Annotated in this window: 21 protein-coding genes; 8 read left to right on the forward strand and 13 right to left on the reverse strand. The window is 59.3% G+C overall.

The window, feature by feature from the left end:
* Positions 1–56: 56 nt before the first annotated feature.
* The 4 genes from QMK55_RS20830 to QMK55_RS20845 form a co-directional block, all read right to left on the reverse strand.
* On the reverse strand, positions 57–1889 hold the full coding sequence (locus QMK55_RS20830; RefSeq protein WP_102354177.1) for an ABC transporter ATP-binding protein: 1833 nt from the start codon (positions 1887–1889) through the stop codon (positions 57–59).
* 88 nt (positions 1890–1977) lie between these two features.
* Entirely contained in the window at positions 1978–2535 is a 558-nt protein-coding gene (locus tag QMK55_RS20835) for a peptidylprolyl isomerase (protein WP_041070262.1), read from the reverse strand.
* Positions 2536–2538: 3 nt separating this feature from the next.
* Positions 2539–3342 (reverse strand): alpha/beta fold hydrolase, encoded by an 804-nt coding sequence (locus QMK55_RS20840; protein WP_102354176.1) that lies wholly within the window; start codon positions 3340–3342, stop codon positions 2539–2541.
* A gap of 14 nt (positions 3343–3356) precedes the next feature.
* Positions 3357–4280: a LysR family transcriptional regulator gene (locus QMK55_RS20845; protein WP_102354175.1), complete on the reverse strand. Its 924-nt coding sequence runs from the start codon at positions 4278–4280 to the stop codon at positions 3357–3359.
* Positions 4281–4329: 49 nt separating this feature from the next.
* Between QMK55_RS20845 and QMK55_RS20850 the strand changes: the two genes are divergently transcribed.
* From QMK55_RS20850 to QMK55_RS20860, 3 genes are all read left to right on the forward strand, one after another.
* Positions 4330–4644: a 3-phosphoglycerate kinase gene (locus QMK55_RS20850; protein ID WP_320329884.1), complete on the forward strand. Its 315-nt coding sequence runs from the start codon at positions 4330–4332 to the stop codon at positions 4642–4644.
* Between the two features lie 228 nt (positions 4645–4872).
* Complete coding sequence (locus QMK55_RS20855; RefSeq protein ID WP_102354173.1) at positions 4873–5472, forward strand: FMN-dependent NADH-azoreductase; 600 nt, start codon at positions 4873–4875, stop codon at positions 5470–5472.
* 346 nt (positions 5473–5818) lie between these two features.
* Positions 5819–6685, forward strand: a complete 867-nt coding sequence (locus tag QMK55_RS20860) for a carboxylate/amino acid/amine transporter (RefSeq protein ID WP_320329885.1) — start codon at positions 5819–5821, stop codon at positions 6683–6685.
* A gap of 40 nt (positions 6686–6725) precedes the next feature.
* Here the strand turns inward: QMK55_RS20860 and QMK55_RS20865 are convergent, their stop codons facing one another.
* Positions 6726–8024, reverse strand: a complete 1299-nt coding sequence (locus QMK55_RS20865; protein WP_320329886.1) for a mechanosensitive ion channel family protein — start codon at positions 8022–8024, stop codon at positions 6726–6728.
* Between the two features lie 191 nt (positions 8025–8215).
* Here QMK55_RS20865 and QMK55_RS20870 point away from each other — a divergent pair, with 191 nt between their 5' ends.
* Positions 8216–9556 (forward strand): DEAD/DEAH box helicase, encoded by a 1341-nt coding sequence (locus QMK55_RS20870; RefSeq protein ID WP_320329887.1) that lies wholly within the window; start codon positions 8216–8218, stop codon positions 9554–9556.
* A gap of 62 nt (positions 9557–9618) precedes the next feature.
* Here the strand turns inward: QMK55_RS20870 and QMK55_RS20875 are convergent, their stop codons facing one another.
* From QMK55_RS20875 to QMK55_RS20890, 4 genes are all read right to left on the reverse strand, one after another.
* A complete protein-coding gene (locus QMK55_RS20875; protein ID WP_102354162.1) occupies positions 9619–10218 on the reverse strand; it encodes a hypothetical protein in 600 nt (199 codons plus the stop codon).
* 12 nt (positions 10219–10230) lie between these two features.
* Positions 10231–10815 carry a papain-like cysteine protease family protein gene (locus tag QMK55_RS20880; protein WP_102354161.1) on the reverse strand — a complete coding sequence of 195 codons (585 nt, stop codon included), beginning with the start codon at positions 10813–10815 and terminating at the stop codon, positions 10231–10233.
* A 264-nt stretch (positions 10816–11079) separates the two neighbouring features.
* Positions 11080–11355, reverse strand: coding sequence for a hypothetical protein (locus tag QMK55_RS20885; RefSeq protein WP_102354160.1), 276 nt, complete (start codon positions 11353–11355; stop codon positions 11080–11082).
* A gap of 91 nt (positions 11356–11446) precedes the next feature.
* Positions 11447–12184 (reverse strand): DUF899 domain-containing protein, encoded by a 738-nt coding sequence (locus QMK55_RS20890; RefSeq protein WP_102354159.1) that lies wholly within the window; start codon positions 12182–12184, stop codon positions 11447–11449.
* Positions 12185–12360: 176 nt separating this feature from the next.
* On the opposite strand from QMK55_RS20890, the gene QMK55_RS20895 reads away from it, so the two are divergent.
* Positions 12361–12753, forward strand: coding sequence for a transcriptional regulator (locus tag QMK55_RS20895; RefSeq protein ID WP_102354158.1), 393 nt, complete (start codon positions 12361–12363; stop codon positions 12751–12753).
* 113 nt (positions 12754–12866) lie between these two features.
* Here the strand turns inward: QMK55_RS20895 and QMK55_RS20900 are convergent, their stop codons facing one another.
* From QMK55_RS20900 to QMK55_RS20910, 3 genes are all read right to left on the reverse strand, one after another.
* The gene (locus QMK55_RS20900; RefSeq protein ID WP_102354157.1) at positions 12867–13736 is read right to left on the reverse strand and encodes a DUF6279 family lipoprotein; all 870 of its coding nucleotides are present in this window, start codon (positions 13734–13736) and stop codon (positions 12867–12869) included.
* Between the two features lie 71 nt (positions 13737–13807).
* Positions 13808–14524 carry a TorF family putative porin gene (locus QMK55_RS20905; RefSeq protein WP_102354156.1) on the reverse strand — a complete coding sequence of 239 codons (717 nt, stop codon included), beginning with the start codon at positions 14522–14524 and terminating at the stop codon, positions 13808–13810.
* 204 nt (positions 14525–14728) lie between these two features.
* Positions 14729–14917: a hypothetical protein gene (locus QMK55_RS20910; protein ID WP_016985943.1), complete on the reverse strand. Its 189-nt coding sequence runs from the start codon at positions 14915–14917 to the stop codon at positions 14729–14731.
* A 350-nt stretch (positions 14918–15267) separates the two neighbouring features.
* On the opposite strand from QMK55_RS20910, the gene QMK55_RS20915 reads away from it, so the two are divergent.
* The 3 genes from QMK55_RS20915 to QMK55_RS20925 all read left to right on the forward strand — a co-directional run bounded on the left by QMK55_RS20915 (position 15268) and on the right by QMK55_RS20925 (position 17727).
* Positions 15268–16104 (forward strand): S1 RNA-binding domain-containing protein, encoded by an 837-nt coding sequence (locus QMK55_RS20915; protein ID WP_320329888.1) that lies wholly within the window; start codon positions 15268–15270, stop codon positions 16102–16104.
* A 45-nt stretch (positions 16105–16149) separates the two neighbouring features.
* Positions 16150–16542, forward strand: a complete 393-nt coding sequence (locus tag QMK55_RS20920; RefSeq protein ID WP_320329889.1) for a DUF2177 family protein — start codon at positions 16150–16152, stop codon at positions 16540–16542.
* 252 nt (positions 16543–16794) lie between these two features.
* Entirely contained in the window at positions 16795–17727 is a 933-nt protein-coding gene (locus tag QMK55_RS20925) for a DMT family transporter (RefSeq protein WP_102354153.1), read from the forward strand.
* On the opposite strand, the gene QMK55_RS20930 is transcribed toward QMK55_RS20925, so the two are convergent.
* Complete coding sequence (locus tag QMK55_RS20930) at positions 17672–18853, reverse strand: MFS transporter (RefSeq protein WP_102354152.1); 1182 nt, start codon at positions 18851–18853, stop codon at positions 17672–17674. The two genes, QMK55_RS20925 and QMK55_RS20930, sit on opposite strands and share 56 nt — an antisense overlap.
* Positions 18854–18915 lie beyond the last annotated feature (62 nt).

The raw sequence follows: 18915 nt of genomic DNA on the forward strand, positions 1-18915 counted from the left end.
GACACACCGTTTTCGCGAGCAGGCTCACTCCTACAGGTTTGTGGTGATCTGACGTATCAATCGATCCCGACAAACCCTCCGGTCTGATGCGCCCACAACCGTGCATACAGCCCGCGATGCGCCAGCAGTTCGGCATGGGTGCCGCTCTCGGCGATCTTGCCGTTTTCCAGCACCACCAGCCGGTCCATGCGGGCGATGGTCGAGAGGCGGTGGGCGATGGCGATCACAGTCTTGCCCTGCATCAGGGTTTCCAGGCTTTCCTGGATCGCCGCTTCGACTTCCGAGTCGAGTGCCGAGGTCGCTTCGTCCATGATCAGGATCGGCGCGTCCTTGAGCAGCACCCGCGCGATCGCGATGCGCTGGCGCTGTCCACCGGACAGTTTCACCCCACGTTCACCGACGTGCGCATCGAAACCGCTGCGACCTTCGGCGTCCGACAGCAACGGAATGAACTCATCGGCACGGGCCTTGTGCACCGCATCCCAAAGCTCTGCGTCAGTGGCATCGGGTTTGCCGTACAACAGATTGTCGCGGATCGAGCGGTGCAGCAACGACGTATCCTGGGTAATCATGCCGATGCGCGCGCGCAGGCTTTCCTGGCCGACTTCGGCGATGTTCTGCCCATCGATCACAATCCGCCCGCCCTCGACGTCGTATAGGCGCAGCAGCAGGTTGACCAAGGTCGATTTGCCGGCACCGGACGGGCCGATCAAGCCGATTTTCTCGCCCGGTTTGATGGTCAGGTTGAGGTCGCCGATGATGCCTTTCTTCTTGCCGTAGTGAAAATCCACGTGCTCGAAACGCACTTCACCACGGGCCACGGCCAGCGGTTTGGCCTGCTCGCGATCGGTGACGCTGACCGGTTGCGAGATGGTCTGCAGACCGTCCTGGACCATGCCGATGTTTTCGAAAATACCGGTGACCACCCACATGATCCAGCCGGACATGTTGACGATGCGAATGACCAGGCCGGTGGCCAGGGCAATCGCGCCGACGGTGATCAGCGACTGCGTCCACAGCCACAGCGCCAGCGCGGTAGTGCCGACGATCAGCAGGCCGTTCATGGTGGTGATTGCCACGTCCATGCTGGTGACCACGCGACCGGCCATCTGCGCCTTGACCGTCTGTTCTTCGATGGCTTCCTTGGCGTAGTGCTGTTCGAAATTGGTGTGGGCAAACAGCTTGAGGGTGGCGATGTTGGTGTAGCCGTCGACGATCCGCCCCATCAGTTTCGAGCGTGCGTCGGAGGCTTCCACCGAGCGATCTTTCACCCGTGGCACGAAGTAATACAGCGCGCCGATGTAGGCGGCGATCCACGTCAACAGCGGGATCATCAGGCGCCAGTCGGCTTCGGCGAACAGCACCAGCGAACTGATCGCGTAGATCACCACGTGCCACAGCGCATCCACCGCTTGCACTGCCGAGTCACGCAGCGAGTTGCCGGTCTGCATGATGCGTTGGGCGATGCGCCCGGCGAAGTCGTTCTGGAAGAAGTTCAGGCTCTGCTTGAGCACGTAGCTGTGGTTTTGCCAGCGGATCATGCTGGTCATCCCCGGGCTGAGGGTCTGATGCACCAGCAGGTCGTGCAGGCCGAAGAAGATCGGCCGCAGTACCAGCGCAACCACCACCATCCAGGTCAGTTCGAGGGCGTGGTCGCTGAAGAAGTTCGGGTTGGGCGTGCCCTGGGCCAGGTCGATGATGCGGCTCAGGTAACTGAACAGCGCCACTTCGATCAGCGCGGCGAACAGGCCAACGACGAGCAGGGCGGCAAAACTCGGCCAGACCTGCTTGAGGTAATAGGTGTAGAAGGGCCAGACGCGATCTGGCGGAGACGCCGTCGGGGCGTCGCGGAATATGTCGATCAGTTGTTCGAAACGGCGATAGAGCATCAGATAACCGCCCGGACGCCGGGCTCTCCTTTTATCGGTGTGAGCGGCGTGAGGTTGAGTTCACGCCGCTCGAAACACCCTGTACAGCTTAGTCGATGACTTTGGCCGACTTGATGATCACAGGGTCGGAAGGCACGTTTTGCATGCCTTGTTTGGTGGTGGTTGGCGAGTTGACGATGATGTCGACCACGTCCATGCCTTTGACCACTTTGCCGAATACGGCGTAGCCATCGCCCTGATCGAGGAAATCGTTGTCCTTGACGTTGATGAAGAACTGGCTGGTCGCCGAATCAGGTACGGAGGTGCGAGCCATGGACAAGGTACCGCGCACGTTGGCCAGACCATTTTTGTGTTCGTTCTTGATCGGCGCCTTGGTTTCTTTCTGCTGCATCTGCGGGGTGAAGCCACCGCCCTGCGCCATGAAGCCCGGGATCACACGGTGAAAAATGGTATTGGTGTAAAAGCCGCTGTTGACGTAATCCAGAAAGTTCTTGGTACTGATCGGCGCCTTGACCGGATCCAGTTCGATTTCGATCTGGCCGTTGGTGGTGTCCAGCAGCACGTGCGGTGCTTTGGCCGGCGTGGCAGCCATCAGGTTGGCAGCAAACAGCACAGTACCAGCGGCGAGGGCGAGTTTTTTCAGCATGGGTCAGTGATCCTGAGATTGAATATCGGCTGCGGCGAGGAACTCCAGCAGCGTTTGGTTGAAGCGTTGGGGTTGATCGAGCGGGGTGGCGTGGCGCGAATCGGCGATCACCACCAGCCGCGCATCGGGCAGCAGTTTTACATAGGTTTCTTTCAGCGCCACCGGTGTGTAGTCACGGTCGGCGCTGATGACGAGCGTTGGACAGGTCACTCGGGAAAGTCGTTCCTGAACCCCCCAGCCAACAATCGCATCGAAGCTGGCGAGATAAGCACGTTTGTCGTTTTTTGCCCAGCGCTCGGCCATTTTCTCTCGCAGATCGGCCTGTTCAGGCTTGGGAAAAAGCTTGTCGCCCAGCGCCTTGCCGATGGTTGCCAGATTCAGCACGCGCATCAGGCTCCAGCGCTTGAACCACTGCCAGTAATCGTCGCGGCTGCGGATTTTGACTTCGGGGGCGCTGTTGACGATGGTCAGGCTTTTCAGCATTTGCGGCTGATCGACGCCGAACTGAAAGCCGATCATCCCGCCCATCGACAGCCCGACGTAGTGCACCGGGCCGAGTTTCAGGTGCTCGATCAGCGCCAGCAGATCGGCGCTGAACCCGGCGATGCTGTAGCGCTCGCGGGGTTTGTCCGAGCGGCCGTGACCGCGTATGTCCGGGACGATTACCCGGTAATGCGCCGACAGCGCCGGAATCTGCATTTCCCAGTCCTGGGTGCTCGAGCCGAGCCCGTGAACCAGCAGCAACGGCGTACCGTGGCCATATTCCTCGTAGTGCAGGTTGCAACCTTCATGTTCGAAATAGGCCATCGGTGAACTCCGTGTCAGGCTTGTTCAGGGGCGGCGAACGGTGCGTCCAGCGGTAATGTGTCGAAGGTGCGCAACAGTTCGATGAGGATTTGCGTCGCCGGGCCCAGTGGTTTGTCCTTGTTCGAATACAGATAGAAGCTCGGGTTGCGGCTGCCGCCCTGATCCAACGGTAGCAGCTTGAGCGAACCTTCCTTCAATTCGCGTTCGATCATGTGCCGCGGCAGCCAGGCAAAGCCCAGGCCACTGCTGACGAACGTCGCGGCGGTGGCGAGGCTGCCGACAGTCCAGCGTTGTTCAGCGCCGAGCCAGCCGACGTCGCGCGGTTGCTGGCGACCGGAGTCGCGGATCACCACCTGCATCTGGGTTTCCAGGTCCTGGAAGCTCAGTTCGCGATTGAGCCGATGCAGGGCGTGATCGGGGTGGGCGACGGCGACGAATTCGACGTCGCTCAATTCCGCGCCGAGGTAGCCGGGAATGCTCAGGCCGGTAATGGCCAGATCGGCCACGCCTTCAAGCAGCACTTCTTCCACGCCCGACAACACTTCTTCGCGCAGACGCACGCGGCAGCCGCGACTCTGCGGCATGAACGCTGTCAGCGCCCGGACAATCCGTGCGCTCGGGTAAGCGGCGTCGACCACCAGCCGCACCTCAGCCTCCCAACCTTGCTCCATGTGGTGGGCGAGGTCTTCCAGTTGGCTGGCCTGTTTCACCAGTTGCCGCGAACGGCGCAGCAGTACGCCACCGGCTTCGGTGAGCACCGCTTTGCGCCCATCGATGCGCAGCAATGGCACGCCGAGTTGGTCTTGCATGCGGGCGACGGTGTAACTCACCGACGATTGCGAACGGTGCAGAACCTCGGCGGCCTGGGCGAATCCGCCATGGTCGACCACAGCCTGCAATGTTCGCCATTGATCAAGGGTCACGCGGGGCGCTTTCATCAATAGCTCCTCTTGTCCTAAGCTGGCCGTCCCTCATGGAGACTGGCGAATGAAAAAATTCTGTTGTGTGGTGCTCGCGTTGCTGCCGCTGACTGCGTTTGCTTACCCGATCGATGTGCAGAAGAACCTCAATGGCTTGAAGATCGACTACGAAACCTTCGATACCGACAAAGACATCGGCTCCATCCGGGTCGCCAACTACGGCGATGTCGACGCGCTGTGCAAGGCTGTGTTCAGCAATGGCCCGGAAGCACCGCGCACGCGCAATATCGAAGTGCCGGCCGGCAAGCATACGAACGCCACGGCCAAGTTCTCCCGCGAGATCATCAGGCTGCGCATCGAACTGAGCTGCAGCCCGAAATAACAGCAATCCCTGTGGGAGCGAGCTTGCTCGCGAAGGCGTAGTGTCAGTTGACGCCTTCTCTGACTGATACATCTCCTTCGCGAGCAGGTTCGCTCCCACAGGGTATAAGCTGCATCTAAACTAATTATTCGATGCTTTGCAGCAATTATTTGCGCTTTTTCATCGATCCACCCCTGTTTAACCTTCACTCCATCGACCTACAACATTCTCGGATGGAGGCTACACCCCATGTCCCGCGTTCTGATCATCGAAAGCAGTGCCCGCCAGCAAGACTCGGTATCCCGTCAACTGACCCAGACTTTCATCAGTCAGTGGAAAGCGGCGCACCCAGACGATCAGATCACCGTGCGTGACCTTGCCGTGAACCCGGTGCCGCACCTGGACGCCAACCTGTTGGGTGGCTGGATGAAGTCTGCCGAGCAGCGCAACGCCAACGAACAATCGTCGCTGGACCGTTCCAACCAATTGACCGATGAGTTGCTGGCCGCCGACGTGCTGGTGATGGCTGCGCCGATGTACAACTTCGCGATCCCGAGCACCCTCAAGGCCTGGCTCGACCACGTGCTGCGTGCCGGCGTGACCTTCAAGTACACCGAAACCGGCCCGCAAGGTCTGCTCAGCGGCAAGCGTGCCTACGTACTCACCGCTCGCGGCGGCATCTACGCCGGCGGCCCGGCCGACCATCAGGAACCGTACCTGCGTCAGGTCATGGGCTTCATCGGCATCCACGACGTGACCTTCATTCACGCCGAAGGCATGAACCTGGGTGGCGACTTCCAGGAGAAGGGCCTGAATCAGGCCAACGCCAAATTGTCCCAAGTCGCTTGATTGGTTAATCGCCAGATAATCGCCGATTGTTTTAGTGACCTGGCGCAACCCCTTCAAGGCTCTACGCGCATCGAACCTCCCTTTGCACTTGTTGCTCCTGAGTGCTGTAGCCCGATTGAACGCTTTAGCGAGATCGGGCTTTTTTTTGCCTGTGTTTTTTGAACGACGCAAAACTCCTTGTGGGAGCGAGCCTGCTCGCGAAAGCGGTGTATCAGACAAGTATTTGCCGTCTGACACTCTGCCTTCGCGAGCAGGCTCGCTCCCACAGGGGAATTTTGTATTTCCGGCTATTCGCAGTGAGACCAGAAAACCGCTATCGTCGCCGCCATTCGATTTCGAGGCGAGCATGGGCTATCTACTTTTTGTCACGCTGATCCAGGCGTTTTCCTTCAGTCTGATCGGCGAATACCTGGCCGGTCACGTCGACAGTTATTTCGCGGTGCTGGTGCGCGTCGTGCTGGCGGGGCTGGTGTTCATTCCGTTGACCCGCTGGCGCTCGGTCGAACCTTCGTTCATGCGCGGCATGCTGGTGATCGGCGCGTTGCAGTTCGGTGTGACCTACGTCTGCTTGTACCTGAGCTTCCGCGTGCTGACGGTGCCGGAGGTGTTGCTGTTCACCATCCTCACGCCGCTGCACGTGACCCTGATCGAAGATGCCCTGAACCGGCGCTTCAACCCATGGGCGCTGATCGCCGCGCTGGTGGCGGTGGGCGGGGCGGCGGTGATTCGCTTCGACAGCATCAATCCGGACTTCTTCATGGGCTTCCTGCTGCTGCAACTGGCCAACTTCACCTACGCGGCGGGGCAGGTGATGTACAAGCATCTGGTGGCGAAACACCCGAGCGACCTGCCGCATTACCGCCGTTTCGGCTTCTTCTACCTCGGCGCGCTGGCGGTGGTGCTGCCTGCATTCCTGATGTTCGGCAAAGCCAACTTCCTCCCGGAAGCGCCGCTGCAATGGGGCGTGTTGCTTTTCCTCGGCCTGGTCTCGACCGCGCTGGGCATGTACTGGTGGAACAAGGGCGCGTGCATGGTCAACGGTGGCACGCTGGCGGTGATGAACAACCTGCATGTGCCGGTGGGCTTGCTGCTGAATCTGCTGATCTGGAATCAGCATGAGGAACTGGGACGGTTGTTGCTTGGCGGGAGTGTGATTCTGATGGCGGTGTGGATCAGCCGGTTGGGTATTCGCAAGTCTCAAGCCACCGCGTAACCCCTGATTGACAAATAACCCACAGTTTTGATCTGTGGCGTTACATGAGGTGTTTTTGCGGTTCCGGGATGTGCGCCGAGCCGAGCACTGCCGGCAGCAACCCGGAACGCAAATCCCCACCACTCGGCTGCTGATACAGGCTCAACCCGAACTCCGGCAGCACCGCCAGCAGATAGTCGAAAATATCCCCCTGAATCCGCTCGTAGTCGGCCCATGCCGTGGTGCTGGTGAAGCAGTAGATTTCCAGCGGAATGCCCTGCGCGGTGGTCTGCATCTGGCGGACCATGCAGGTCATGTTCGGCTGCACCTCCGGGTGGCTCTTCAGATACGCCAAGGCGTAAGCGCGGAAGGTGCCGATGTTGGTCATGCGCCGACGGTTGGCTGACATCGCCGCGACGTTGCCCTGCGCCTCGTTCCACGCCTTGAGTTCGGCTTTCTTGCGGCTCATGTAATCGGTCAGCAGGTGCACCTGGGAGAGTTTTTCTTCCTCATCGTCGCGGATGAAGCGCACGCCGCTGGCATCGATGAACAGGCTGCGTTTGATCCGCCGGCCACCCGACTGCTGCATGCCGCGCCAGTTTCTGAACGACTCGCTCATCAGGCGCCAGGTCGGGATCGAGACAATGGTCTTGTCGAAATTCTGCACCTTGACCGTGTGCAAAGTGATGTCGACCACGTCGCCATCGGCGCCGACTTGCGGCATTTCGATCCAGTCGCCGACCCGCAGCATGTCGTTGCTGGTCAGTTGCACGCTGGCGACGAACGACAGCAGGGTGTCCTTGTAGACCAACAGAATCACCGCCGACATCGCACCCAGACCGGAGAGCAGCAACAGCGGCGAACGGTCGATCAGTGTGGCAACGATGATGATCGCGCCGAACACGTACAAGACCATTTTCGCCAGTTGCACATAGCCCTTGATCGAGCGGGTGCGGGCGTGTTCGGTGCGCGCGTAGATGTCCAGCAGCGCATTGAGCAGGGCGCTGACCGACAACAGCAGGAACAGGATGGTGAAGGACAGCGCGACGTTGCCAAGAAAGGTCATCGCGGTTTTGCTCAGTTCCGGCACCAGGTGCAGGCCGAACTGGATCACCAGCGACGGCGTCATCTGCGCCAGACGCTGGAACACCTTGTTATGACGAAAGTCATTGATCCAGTGCAGGGCCGGCTGGCGACCAAGCATGCGGCTGGCATGCAGGATCAGATAGCGCGCCACTCGTCCGAGGACCAGCGCGATCACCAGTAGCAGCATCAGCGCCAGGCCGGATTGCAGGAGCGGGTGCTGTTCGAGGGCTCCCCAGAGGTCTTGGGCGTTGAGCCAGAGCTGTTTGAAATCCATGTGAGCAACGATTCTTCTGTAAGACGCGATGGGCGATTAGAGCATTTAAGACGCTGTGTATTACCGTTGAAGACAAATCGAGCAACAAAAAAGCCACTGATTACGCCCGTTTGTATAAAGAAACTCGGCCTGAGCGCTCGAAACCGGTAACCTATGCAGCTGTTTTTTTGCATATCTTCGAGGTAGCACCCGTGTTTTCCCAATTCGCCCTGCACGAACGCCTGCTCAAAGCCGTGGCCGAGCTGAAATTTGTCGAGCCAACGCCTGTGCAAGCAGCGGCCATTCCGCTGGCGCTCCAGGGGCGTGACCTGCGGGTGACGGCGCAAACCGGTAGCGGCAAGACCGCCGCTTTTGTCCTGCCGATCCTTAATCGCCTGATCGGCCCGGCCAAGGTCCGCGTCAGCATCAAGACCCTGATCCTGTTGCCGACCCGCGAACTGGCCCAGCAGACCCTGAAGGAAGTCGAACGCTTCTCGCAGTTCACCTTCATCAAGTCCGGCCTGATCACCGGCGGTGAAGACTTCAAGGTCCAGGCCGCGATGCTGCGCAAGGTGCCGGACATCCTCATCGGCACCCCGGGCCGGATGATCGAGCAACTCAACGCCGGCAACCTCGACCTGAAAGAAGTCGAAGTGCTGGTGCTCGACGAAGCCGACCGCATGCTCGACATGGGTTTCGCCGAAGACGTACAACGCCTGGTCGACGAATGCCCGAACCGTCAGCAGACCATGCTGTTCTCCGCCACCACCGGTGGTTCAGGCCTGCGCGAGATGATCGGCAAGGTGCTGAACAACCCTGAGCACCTGCAGCTCAACGCGGTCAGCCAACTGAACTCGACGACCCGTCAGCAGATCATCACTGCCGACCACAATCAGCACAAAGAGCAGATTGTGAACTGGCTGCTGGCCAACGAGACCTATCAGAAGGCCATCGTCTTCACCAACACCCGAGCCATGGCCGACCGCATCTACGGCCGCCTCGTGGCTCAGGAATACAAGGCGTTCGTGCTGCACGGCGAGAAAGACCAGAAGGATCGCAAACTGGCGATCGACCGTCTGAAGCAGGGCGGTGTGAAGATTCTAGTGGCGACTGACGTCGCGGCCCGTGGTCTGGACGTTGATGGCCTGGATCTGGTGATCAACTTCGACATGCCACGCAGCGGCGACGAATACGTGCACCGTATCGGTCGTACCGGCCGTGCCGGCAACGACGGTCTGGCGATCTCGCTGATCTGCCACGGCGACTGGAACCTGATGTCGAGCATCGAGCGCTACCTGAAGCAGAGCTTCGAGCGCCGTACCATCAAGGAAGTCAAAGGCACCTACGGCGGACCGAAAAAGGTCAAGGCCTCGGGCAAAGCCGTTGGGGTGAAGAAGAAAAAGACCGACGCCAAGGGTGACAAGAAGAAAACCGCCGCCAAGACCCCGACCAAGCGCAAGAGCGCCAATCGTCCGAAGCCGGATTCTCTGGTGAGCAGCGACGGCATGGCCCCGCTCAAGCGTCGCAAGCCGGCAGAGCCTGCGGCTGAGTAAGCCGTTTCGCAGGCCAATAAAAAACCCGGACAGTGTCCGGGTTTTTTTATGCGCAGCGTTTGTCAGCTGCCGAGTTGCCCACTGGTGTCCGCGTCAAAGCGTTGTTTGGCGCGATCTGCCGCCGGTTTCAACAGGGCGAGCAGGGCCGCTTCGCTGTACAACCGCGAGTCGCCCAGCGCCTTCGGCGTTGGCTCGATCGGGATCAGCACATCCTCGCCGTCCGCATGCAGCCAGATCGCCACGACGTGCAGGGCCGAGACAAACAACACGCGCAATTCGACGGTTTTACCCTGCAGTTGCGGCGCCTGTTCCGCCAGTTTCAACGCGCCCACGGTGTCGGCGGCCCGGCTGCCGTGGTTCAGCGAAGAAAACTCGACATGGCCGCGAACCTCCGCCAGTTGCGCATCGGCGATGGTCACGCCGTCGGCAAACACCAGGTAATGCCAGTCACCGATACGCGCGTTCTGCAGACCTTTGCCATGGCTTAGATCGTCCAGGGTCAGCGAGTAGCCGCGATAGGCCTCGCTCAGGCTGATCTTCGCCGCTCCCGCGCTGGCGAATTGGCGATTGATGCCGAAGCCCTGGGTGTGCAGCGCGGCTTGCAGCGCCGGACGCAAAGTCTGAACGCCGTTGGAAGGCGCCTTTGGATAAGTCAGTTGCATGATGTCGCCCTCCTAGTTTTTCGCGGTGAAGTAAGTGTGGGTCCAGTTTCCGCCGCCGTTGTACGAACCGGGGAACGCGTTCAGTGCACGGGTCGAGTAACCGTAGATCGAGTCCGCGACCAGTACGTAGTTGCCGTTGGTGCCGTAGATCGTCAGAAAGTGCGCACCGCCGCCGTACCAGGCGCAGCGCAGGCCGACCGGACGGCCCATGTTGATCTGGTTCTGGATGGCCGACATCTGCAGCGAACCCTGATTCATGCCGTTGTAGCTGCGGGTGGTTTGCAGGGCCGAATCCAGATAGCCGTAGACGTTGCAGGGTCCCGGCTGTTTGCAGCAATTGCGGTCCAGTTGGGTGCTGGCGACACCGCACTGGGTCCAGGACCCGGTGCCGTAGTAGTTGCCGACCGAGGCGGAAACGGCCGCCCAGCACCAGTTGGTCTGGGTCTGTTTCTGCATCGTGAAGTTGAGGTTTGCGGCGGCCAGTGCAGTGGTTTGCGCTGCCGCTTCAACGTCGACCAGTTGCGGGTCGAGCAGATGGCCAACGAGGCACCTTGGCAGGGTCTCGCCGGTGAACGATGTTGCTTGATTGGTTAACATTTTTCAGTCCTCCATGAATGAAAACAAGCATCCAGCTTGTGATTTTGTTGCGGTGATGCCGAGCGATCGGTGGTTAACGGTTTTCATCTTCGATGAACGGTGCCGATCTCCTTGCTCGAGGTAACCCTAGTCTGATTATGCGTTTATGCAAGAAAATAAATGCATTGATGCATTTTAATGGGCAAAAAATCGCAGCCTGCGACAGTTCCTGCACCGATTTCTGCAGGAGCTGTCGCAGGCTGCGATCTTTTGATTTTGGCGGGATTAGCCCTCGGTTTTCTTCTCGGCCGAATCCAGCTCTTTCAATCGCTGATCAATCAACTGGCACTTGTCCGGCAGATCGGCGCTGGCGGTACCAAGATCCATCTTCTGCAACTCAGCGTTGATCTCCTTGGCCTTGGCCGGATTCTGTTCGGTGAGTCTGGAGACTTCCTTGGCCAGTTGTTCACGCTTGGCGGTGGCTTCCTCGGGCGTACAGGCCCACACGGGCAGGGCGCAGGCAAGGATGGCGGCGAGGGTGAGCTTGAGCAGGGTTTTCATGGGGGGGCGGCCTCCGTTCCGGTTAAGGCGGGTTAACCGGTGGAGGCCTCGGGGCGGTGAAAAGTTCAGTCAGGCTCGCCGCAGTCGGTTGCTATTCGCCGCCATGGCAGCAACTGGACTGGCTGCCACCCTCATAGCGATCATGATGGCGCACCCACTCCATGATCTCCTCTTCATTGCGGCCCTTGGGCGTCAGATCAAGGTAGTTGTAAGCCCCCACCAACATATCCAGCCCACGCGCATATGTTGAATAGGTATGGAAAATTTCCCCGGCCGCATTTCGATAAAACACGCTCAGCCCCGGCATTTCTTCTTCGGCGCTGTCAGTTTTTTCGTAGTTGTACGTCGCCTTTCCGGCTTTGGCGTCCTCCTCCCGGGCGCACACGCCAAAGTCGTAGTTGAAATCGGAACCGTCTGACGACACCCAGTCGAATTTCCAGCCCATGCGCCGCTTGAAGGTCTGAAATTGCTCGAACGGTGCGTGGGAGACCGCGACCACTGCAATGTCGTGGTGGGCCAGGTGCTGGTTGGCGCCGTCAATGTGGTCGGACAGGAACGAGCAACCCTGGCAGCCTTCTTCCCAGTCCTTGGCAAACATGAAGTGGTAAACGATCAGTTGGCTGTGTTTACCGAACAGGTCGGCCAGTTTCAGCTCGCCGTTCGGGCCGTGAAAGCGGTAGTCCTTGTCGACTTTGACCCATGGCAACGCGCGACGCTTCGCGCTGAGGCGGTCGCGCTCCCGGGTGAAGGCTTTTTCGTCGGCCAGATGTTGTTGGCGCGCGGCAAGCCATTCTTCACGCGGCACCACTGGATGATTCTCAACGTTCATGATGATTTCTCCTGCGGGGGTTGAAACCGTCTTTGTCAGACTAGTCGTTTAACCCTTGGGCAAATCGACAGACCGCCGGTCGGTCGTCCCTGAAAATGCGGCTGAACGGCTGCGACAGGCTTCGGTCACAACCTATGAACGCGCCATAAATCACGCGCACCGGAGGTTGAATCAGGATGACCACTTATAACTGGGATTTGATTGAACGCTTGCTGCATGAAGTGCAGAACAGTGCTGGCGAAAGTTTCGCTCCTCGAAAATATGCCGAGGACTATGCGGCGGAGAAAGCCAGTGCGGGCGAGCCGATCGAGAATCTGGATCACCTGAAAACGGTGGCCTGTGAGTACGAAAAGTTGCTGTTGGACCGTGGATACATCGAACCGCGTCCGGATCATGAGGGCAGTACCGGCAACAATTTCATTCTGACGGCGCGCGGCTCGAGCCTGTTGAGCCTGATCGACAGCAGTATCCCCGGCAATGATCACCCACGGCAGGTGCTGGATGATCAGCAGGATGCGCTGGATGAAGCGACCTTTGATGAAGTGGCTTCCAAGGCACAGATTGCTTGATGGCCTGTGTGGGAGCGGGCTTGCTCGCGAATGCGGTGTATCAGACACATTAATGGTGACTGACACACCGCATTCGCGAGCAAGCCCGCTCCCGCATTGGATTGGCATCTTGTTTAAGGTTTTTGTGCTGCCTTCAGGCACTTGAGGTCATTGAAGTCTTTACGCACCCCCTCGATCTTCTTCAACAACCGCTGCCGTTGCTGCGGCGTGCTCTGCGCCATCAAATCAACTGCCAGCGCACGCGCCTGGGCTTCGGTGTTGGCGTAGGCCTTCTGGTAATCCGGTGTCCATAAACGCTCGCGATTGACCAGAAGCGTCTCGATCCGTTGTGGGAATTCAGGACTTTTGCGCTGGACCACTGCCGCGCTGAACTGCTGTTGCCAGTGCGCGCGGTTGGCGATCCATTGGCTGTTCTGATCGCCCAGTGCGGTTGACCAGGCCATCACCCGTTGTTCCTGAGTGACGCTCAACGGGCCAAGCCAGTCGGTCAGGCGCTTGTCCATGCGCGCGCCGCGTTCGGCGATCTGCTGGGCCAGTGGCGGTTTGACGTATTCCTGCTGACGCTTGCGCAGATCCTTGGCAAAGGCGTCGTTCATTTCCGCGACCTGTTTGTCATCCAGCCCTTGCAGCAACTCGATGGCCGAAGGCGTGATCTGCCGGGCGGTGTCAGCGATGGCTTTCTTCGCTTCCGCGGTTCGCGCTTGCAGCGCCGCGTCGGTCACCTGATTGGTTTCAACCATGCTCTGCAAGCGATCCAGCCAATCCAGGTAACCCGGCAACTGCGTGGTGCAGTGCCAGTTCAGGTGTTCCTTGAGGCGCTCGTTGAACCAGTCCTTTTGCTCGCCGTTCATGTCCAGGTAGTCGCTGAGCGTCCACGGGATTATCACGTCGAGGTTGCGATAGGCCAGGCCGACGCGGCTGCAGGCGCCGAGGGCGAGGGTGAAAATCAGCAGGGTGGCGAAGTGTTTGAACCAGCGAGACATGAGCGAATCCTTGCGAAAGCCTGGCGTCTGATTCTTATGTGAACGCAGGATGCTCCCGGCAGTTCAGCCGATCAATAGAACGCGCGTGCGGCCTTGAGTGTGACCAGCCCGTCGCACTCGCTGTTGTGTCCGGAGTAGGCTGAGCAATCACTGCCGCTGAGGCTGGAGTTGCTGTAGATCAGGTCGAGGTCGATGCCCATGAACGGCCGGGAAAACTTTACCGACCAATCGGTAAAACTGCTGACGTAGCCACCGTCCACCGAGACCGGCGAGTTCAATTGATGAGTGGTGTACTTCATGCTGATTCCGATGCCGAACGGCTGATTGCCGCCTAGGTCGGCGAACAGTGTGTTGTTCTGTTTATCCGGATCATCGCTGAAGGCTACGCCGAAGCGGCTGCCGAGCAGGGTCAGGCCGCCGAACAGCTCCTGGCTGTCGAGGGTGTCTACCTTGGGATAGCTGTAGTGGATCATCCCGACTTCGTAGCCGAGGGTTTGATCGAAAGGTTGTTTAAAGCCGACGTAGGAATCGATCTCGAGGTTTTTGCCGGGGCTGATGCCCATGCTCGGCGCGTATTGGCCGACATACAGGCCACTGTCGTGGCTGAGGTCAAGGCCACCGTGGAACGAGCCGGCCGCCGAAGGCTTGACCAGCCCCTGGGCCATGCTGCGGCTGGGGGTGGTACCGAGTTTGAGGTCGAAGTCGCCGAACTCGCGCTGGAAAATCTGCGCGTGCGCCGATGAACAGGCCAGCAGGCCTACAAATGATAAACAGGAAAATTTGAGCATGCGTCACTCCATGAACAGCGAGCGCAGGTCGTCGGGCCTGCTGAAACGCTTGATCTAGACGCGTGAAAGGATACCGGCGAATCATCAGAGTCGATGGCCGTTCGTCGATTTTTGCGGATTAATTAAACAGAAGAGGTGTAGCGCGGGTGCCAGTCCAGGCGCTTCGAAGCTCAAAGCGCCTCTGGACGGGTGTATTACCGGGTATTACTTCTTGCCCAGGCTGATCTGCTTGGACGGGCCGAACGTCTGGCCGCTGACGCCTTTGGCAATTTGCTGGATTTCGCCGCCGGACTTGAGGAACGCTGCGATCTGATCGTTGATCGATTCGCTGGTTTCAACGGCTGGAGCTGGCTTTGCTTTGCTGGTGGATGCTTTTACACGCATGGCGGCCATTAACCTGTAGAAAAGTAACTCGGCCAGGCATCGTACAGGAATAACTTGACAATTGCTTGATAAATATCCCCGGGAATAACCAGGTGCGTGGGTGGATTATTCTCGATTAATTATTCGAAACATCCCCCTAAGCTACTGTTTTAAATAAGAACATTTATTCGTCGTTACTGAAAATATCCCGAATGAAACGGCGCTGCAGGTCGTGCGTTGGCCAGACGAATGGCAAGCGGCCCGCGCCAAGCGGAGGAAAATCAAGGCGTCCCGGCGATTTTCTCGAACCGGGTGTTCAGTCAGCGAACGAGACGGGCAAAACCGGGTAGAATGCCGCCACGCAATGAGGGTTTTGGAAAATGGCTTTAGTCGGGCGTTACAACAGTTTGCAAGTGGTTAAACACACTAACTTCGGTTTATATCTGGACGGCGGTGCCGACGGCGAAATTCTTTTGCCCAACCGTTATATCCCTAAAGATATTCCCAGCGAAGATGAAGACTGGCTCAACGTATTTATTTATCTGGACAGCGAAGACAAACTTCTCGCTACCACTGAAAAACCAAAAGTTCAGGTCGGTGAATTTGCCAGTCTGAAAGTAGTTGAAGTCAACAGCATCGGTGTGTTCCTCGATTGGGGCCTGCCGAAAGATCTGTTGCTGCCGTACTCCGAAGAAAAACGGCAGATGACCGCTGGCGAATACTGCGTGGTGCACGTCTACCTCGACAAGCACACGCGCCGCATCACCGCCACCGCGCGCCTGGATCGTTACCTCGACAAGACCCCGGCCAACTACAGTGTCGGGCAGGAAGTTGACCTGCTGGTTGCCGAAGCCACCGACATGGGCTTCAAGGCGATCATCAACAACAAACACTGGGGCCTGATCCACAAGAACGAAATCTTCAAGTTCATGCGTTCCGGCATGAGTGAGAAGGGGTTCATCAAGGAAGTGCGCGCTGACGGCAAGATCAGCCTCAGCCTGCAACCGGTTGGCCAGGAGGCTGCCAGCAGCCTGAGTTCGAAGATCCTCGCCAAACTGCGCGATAACAACGGCACGCTGGCGGTCAGCGACAAGAGCGATCCGGCGCTGATCAGCAGCCTGTTCGGGGTCAGCAAGGGTAATTTCAAGAAGGCCATCGGTTCGTTGTACAAGGACGGCAAGATCGTCATTCACGCCGATCGCATTGAACTAACCTGACCCGCGAGGGGCCCATGTTGCATGGGCTCACTGGAGGTCGGGCAGATGAAAAAAGCACTGATTGCCTACGGCGCCACCCTGGTGGTGTTTCTTCTGCTCGATGGCGTCTGGCTTGGCGTGTTGATGGCGCCGACCTATCGCGAGTTGCTCGGTTCGCTGATGCTCGAAAAACCGCTGCTGGTTCCGGCAGCGGTTTTTTATTGCCTGTACGTTTTTGGTTGCGTGCAATTTGTGGTGTTGCCGGCGCTGAGCTGGCAACGCGCGGCGCGCATGGGGGCGTTGTTGGGGCTGGTGGCGTACGGCACGTATGACCTGACCAATTGGGCGACGTTGCGTGGCTGGTCGGTGCAGGTGAGTTTGATGGATTGGGCGTGGGGGACGTTTGCCACGGCTGTTGCCTGCTCGGTCGGTTTTTTAGCAGCGAAGCGATTTGTGTAGTCAGTCCCGTAATTTTTGTTGTTTTGACCGACGCCTTCGCGAGCAAGCCCGCTCCCACAGGGGCATGCGGTCTACTGTGGCAGCGGGCCTGCTCGCGAATGGCGGCGCAGCCGACAGCCATTCACCCCTGACGCAACAGACAAACTAAATGTCTTTTCCAGACGGCTTTTTCTGCCTGGCTGATTGATAATCCCCGACACAGATTTTCGACCATTGGATGGCTGCCATGTTGTGTGTGTTCGAGGTGTTGCGGTGAGTGTCGAGCGGCGCAATGCCGACGGTTTTGCCTTGCAGGTGATGATCGGCCTGTGCCTGATCTGGGGCGTGCAGCAAGTGATGATCAAGTGGGCCGCGCCGGACATCGCGCCAGTGATGCAGGCGGCCGGGCGTTCGGGGATTTCCGCGTTGCTGGTCGGCCTGCTGCTGTGCTGGAAGGGCGGCTGGGATCAAGTGGGCAACACCTGGCGCGGAGGTTTGCTGGCCGGCGCGCTGTTTGGCCTGGAGTTCTTCTTCATCGCCGAAGGCCTGCAGCTGACCACCGCAGCGCACATGTCGGTGTTCCTCTACACCGCGCCGATTTTCACTGCGCTCGGTGTGCACTTTCTGCTGGCCAGCGAACGCCTGCGGCCGCTGCAGTGGATGGGGATTCTGCTGGCATTCATTGGTATCGCCATTGCCTTTGCCGGCGGCGTGTCATGGGACAACCTCGACCGGCGCATGCTGCTGGGTGATGCGTTCGGCGTGCTGGCCGGGGCCTGCTGGGGCGCGACCACTGTGGTGGTGCGCGCCTCGCGGCTGTCGGAGGCGCCGGTGACGTTGACCCTGTTCTATCAGTTGATCGTCGGCTTTGTCGGCCTGTTGTTGATCGCGCTGTTCAGTGGTCAGATCACTCACGTCAGTTTGACCACCGTGGCGGTCGCCAGCGTGCTGTTCCAGGGCCTGGTGGTGTCGTTCTTCAGCTACCTGACATGGTTCTGGCTGTTGCGGCGCTATCTGGCGGCCAATCTGGCGGTGTTTTCGTTCATGACGCCGTTATTCGGCGTCACTTTCGGCGTAGTGCTGCTCGGTGAACAACTGAGCCTGAACTTCGTCATCGGCGCGGTGCTGGTGTTGCTCGGCATCACTTTTGTCAGCGCTGAGCAGTGGGTGCGTCGGCGTTTGCGCAAAGCGCTCGGCCAGCAGTAGACGATTGCAGGGCCAACCCGCCGGCCATCAGCAAACCGCTGCCGGCGATCACCAGTGCCGGTTGCAGCCCACCGCTGAAATGGCTGCTCAGCGCGGCCAGCAACGGACCGCTGAGCTGGCCGATGGCGAAGCAGGCGGTCAACAGGCCGGCGTTGCGCTGGGTGGTATGCGGCGCCAGTTCCCGCGAACGTTGCATCACCAGTTGCATGCAGGCCAGAAACGGCATGCCGCACAACATCACCCCCAGTGCCAGGCCATAACCACTGCCCAGCAGACACGCAAAGACCCCAAGCGCCTGTAGCCAGAGGGTGGCCGTCAGCCAGTGCCGCGTGGTGTTCGGGTCGTGGCGACGCAGGCTCACGAGCAGCACGCCAATGGCCGCGCCAAGGCCGAAGCACGGCCAGAACAAATCGGCCTGCCATTGCCCGTGAAACTGCGCATTGGCCATTTGTGAGAGAAACGTGGCCGGGATGATGTAACCCACGCCATACAGCGCATACACCGCCGCCAGTCGCGGGATGCCGCGATTCGAGTGGCTGACATTGAGGGTGGCGACCGGCGTGTGAGTGCCCGGTTGCGGCAGGATCCGCACGATTGCCAGCAACATCAGCAGCGCCACGGCGGCGTAGATCAGCCACAGCGTGGCCGACGTCTGCTGCAGTAGATGTGAGACCAGCGCCAGCAGCCCTGTGAGAAAAATTCCCAGCCCCGGACCGGCAAACACCAACGCACCCAGCCGTGGTCGACCCGCCGCAGCCGCCAGTGGCTGACTCAGCGCAGTAATCATCACCAGCACCCAGGCACTCGCCACGCCGGTGCCGAAGCGCAGCAACAGATGCGACCAGAAACCGTTGGCCCAGAACGATGCCAGGGTCAGCAGCACACATAGCCACAAACCACCGTAGAGGCGGCGCTGCACTTGCTGCGGACGGTGGGCGAACATTGCGTCCACCGCGCCTAGCAGGTAGCCGAGGTAGTTGGCCGCCGCGATCAGACCGGCGGCGGTCAGGTCGAGCTGGCCTTCGCTGAGCAGGTGCGGCATTTGCGGGGTGAGGGCGAAACGCCCGATGCCCATGGCCATCATCAGGGCGACGAAACAGGCGGATAAGCGAATCAGAGGCGACATGGTCGGGATTCCTTTGAAGGAGCAATGACCGTCAGGCTAGAACTGATTGACTTTCTTTAAAA

This window comes from Pseudomonas sp. P8_229 (assembly GCF_034008635.1).
GTDB lineage: Bacteria > Pseudomonadota > Gammaproteobacteria > Pseudomonadales > Pseudomonadaceae > Aquipseudomonas.

What these genes read in the sequence shown, in the direction of transcription:
- QMK55_RS20930 (WP_102354152.1), bottom strand. Translation starts at nt 18,853, where the DNA reads ATGTCGCCTCTGATTCGCTTATCCGCCTGTTTCGTCGCCCTGATGATG.
- QMK55_RS20890 (WP_102354159.1), bottom strand. Translation starts at nt 12,184, where the DNA reads ATGAACGTTGAGAATCATCCAGTGGTGCCGCGTGAAGAATGGCTTGCC.
- QMK55_RS20880 (WP_102354161.1), bottom strand. Translation starts at nt 10,815, where the DNA reads ATGTTAACCAATCAAGCAACATCGTTCACCGGCGAGACCCTGCCAAGG.
- QMK55_RS20910 (WP_016985943.1), bottom strand. Translation starts at nt 14,917, where the DNA reads ATGGCCGCCATGCGTGTAAAAGCATCCACCAGCAAAGCAAAGCCAGCT.
- QMK55_RS20920 (WP_320329889.1), top strand. Translation starts at nt 16,150, where the DNA reads ATGAAAAAAGCACTGATTGCCTACGGCGCCACCCTGGTGGTGTTTCTT.
- QMK55_RS20840 (WP_102354176.1), bottom strand. Translation starts at nt 3,342, where the DNA reads ATGGCCTATTTCGAACATGAAGGTTGCAACCTGCACTACGAGGAATAT.
- QMK55_RS20855 (WP_102354173.1), top strand. Translation starts at nt 4,873, where the DNA reads ATGTCCCGCGTTCTGATCATCGAAAGCAGTGCCCGCCAGCAAGACTCG.
- QMK55_RS20830 (WP_102354177.1), bottom strand. Translation starts at nt 1,889, where the DNA reads ATGCTCTATCGCCGTTTCGAACAACTGATCGACATATTCCGCGACGCC.
- QMK55_RS20865 (WP_320329886.1), bottom strand. Translation starts at nt 8,024, where the DNA reads ATGGATTTCAAACAGCTCTGGCTCAACGCCCAAGACCTCTGGGGAGCC.
- QMK55_RS20905 (WP_102354156.1), bottom strand. Translation starts at nt 14,524, where the DNA reads ATGCTCAAATTTTCCTGTTTATCATTTGTAGGCCTGCTGGCCTGTTCA.
- QMK55_RS20835 (WP_041070262.1), bottom strand. Translation starts at nt 2,535, where the DNA reads ATGCTGAAAAAACTCGCCCTCGCCGCTGGTACTGTGCTGTTTGCTGCC.
- QMK55_RS20885 (WP_102354160.1), bottom strand. Translation starts at nt 11,355, where the DNA reads ATGAAAACCCTGCTCAAGCTCACCCTCGCCGCCATCCTTGCCTGCGCC.
- QMK55_RS20860 (WP_320329885.1), top strand. Translation starts at nt 5,819, where the DNA reads ATGGGCTATCTACTTTTTGTCACGCTGATCCAGGCGTTTTCCTTCAGT.
- QMK55_RS20915 (WP_320329888.1), top strand. Translation starts at nt 15,268, where the DNA reads ATGGCTTTAGTCGGGCGTTACAACAGTTTGCAAGTGGTTAAACACACT.
- QMK55_RS20875 (WP_102354162.1), bottom strand. Translation starts at nt 10,218, where the DNA reads ATGCAACTGACTTATCCAAAGGCGCCTTCCAACGGCGTTCAGACTTTG.
- QMK55_RS20850 (WP_320329884.1), top strand. Translation starts at nt 4,330, where the DNA reads ATGAAAAAATTCTGTTGTGTGGTGCTCGCGTTGCTGCCGCTGACTGCG.
- QMK55_RS20895 (WP_102354158.1), top strand. Translation starts at nt 12,361, where the DNA reads ATGACCACTTATAACTGGGATTTGATTGAACGCTTGCTGCATGAAGTG.
- QMK55_RS20845 (WP_102354175.1), bottom strand. Translation starts at nt 4,280, where the DNA reads ATGAAAGCGCCCCGCGTGACCCTTGATCAATGGCGAACATTGCAGGCT.
- QMK55_RS20900 (WP_102354157.1), bottom strand. Translation starts at nt 13,736, where the DNA reads ATGTCTCGCTGGTTCAAACACTTCGCCACCCTGCTGATTTTCACCCTC.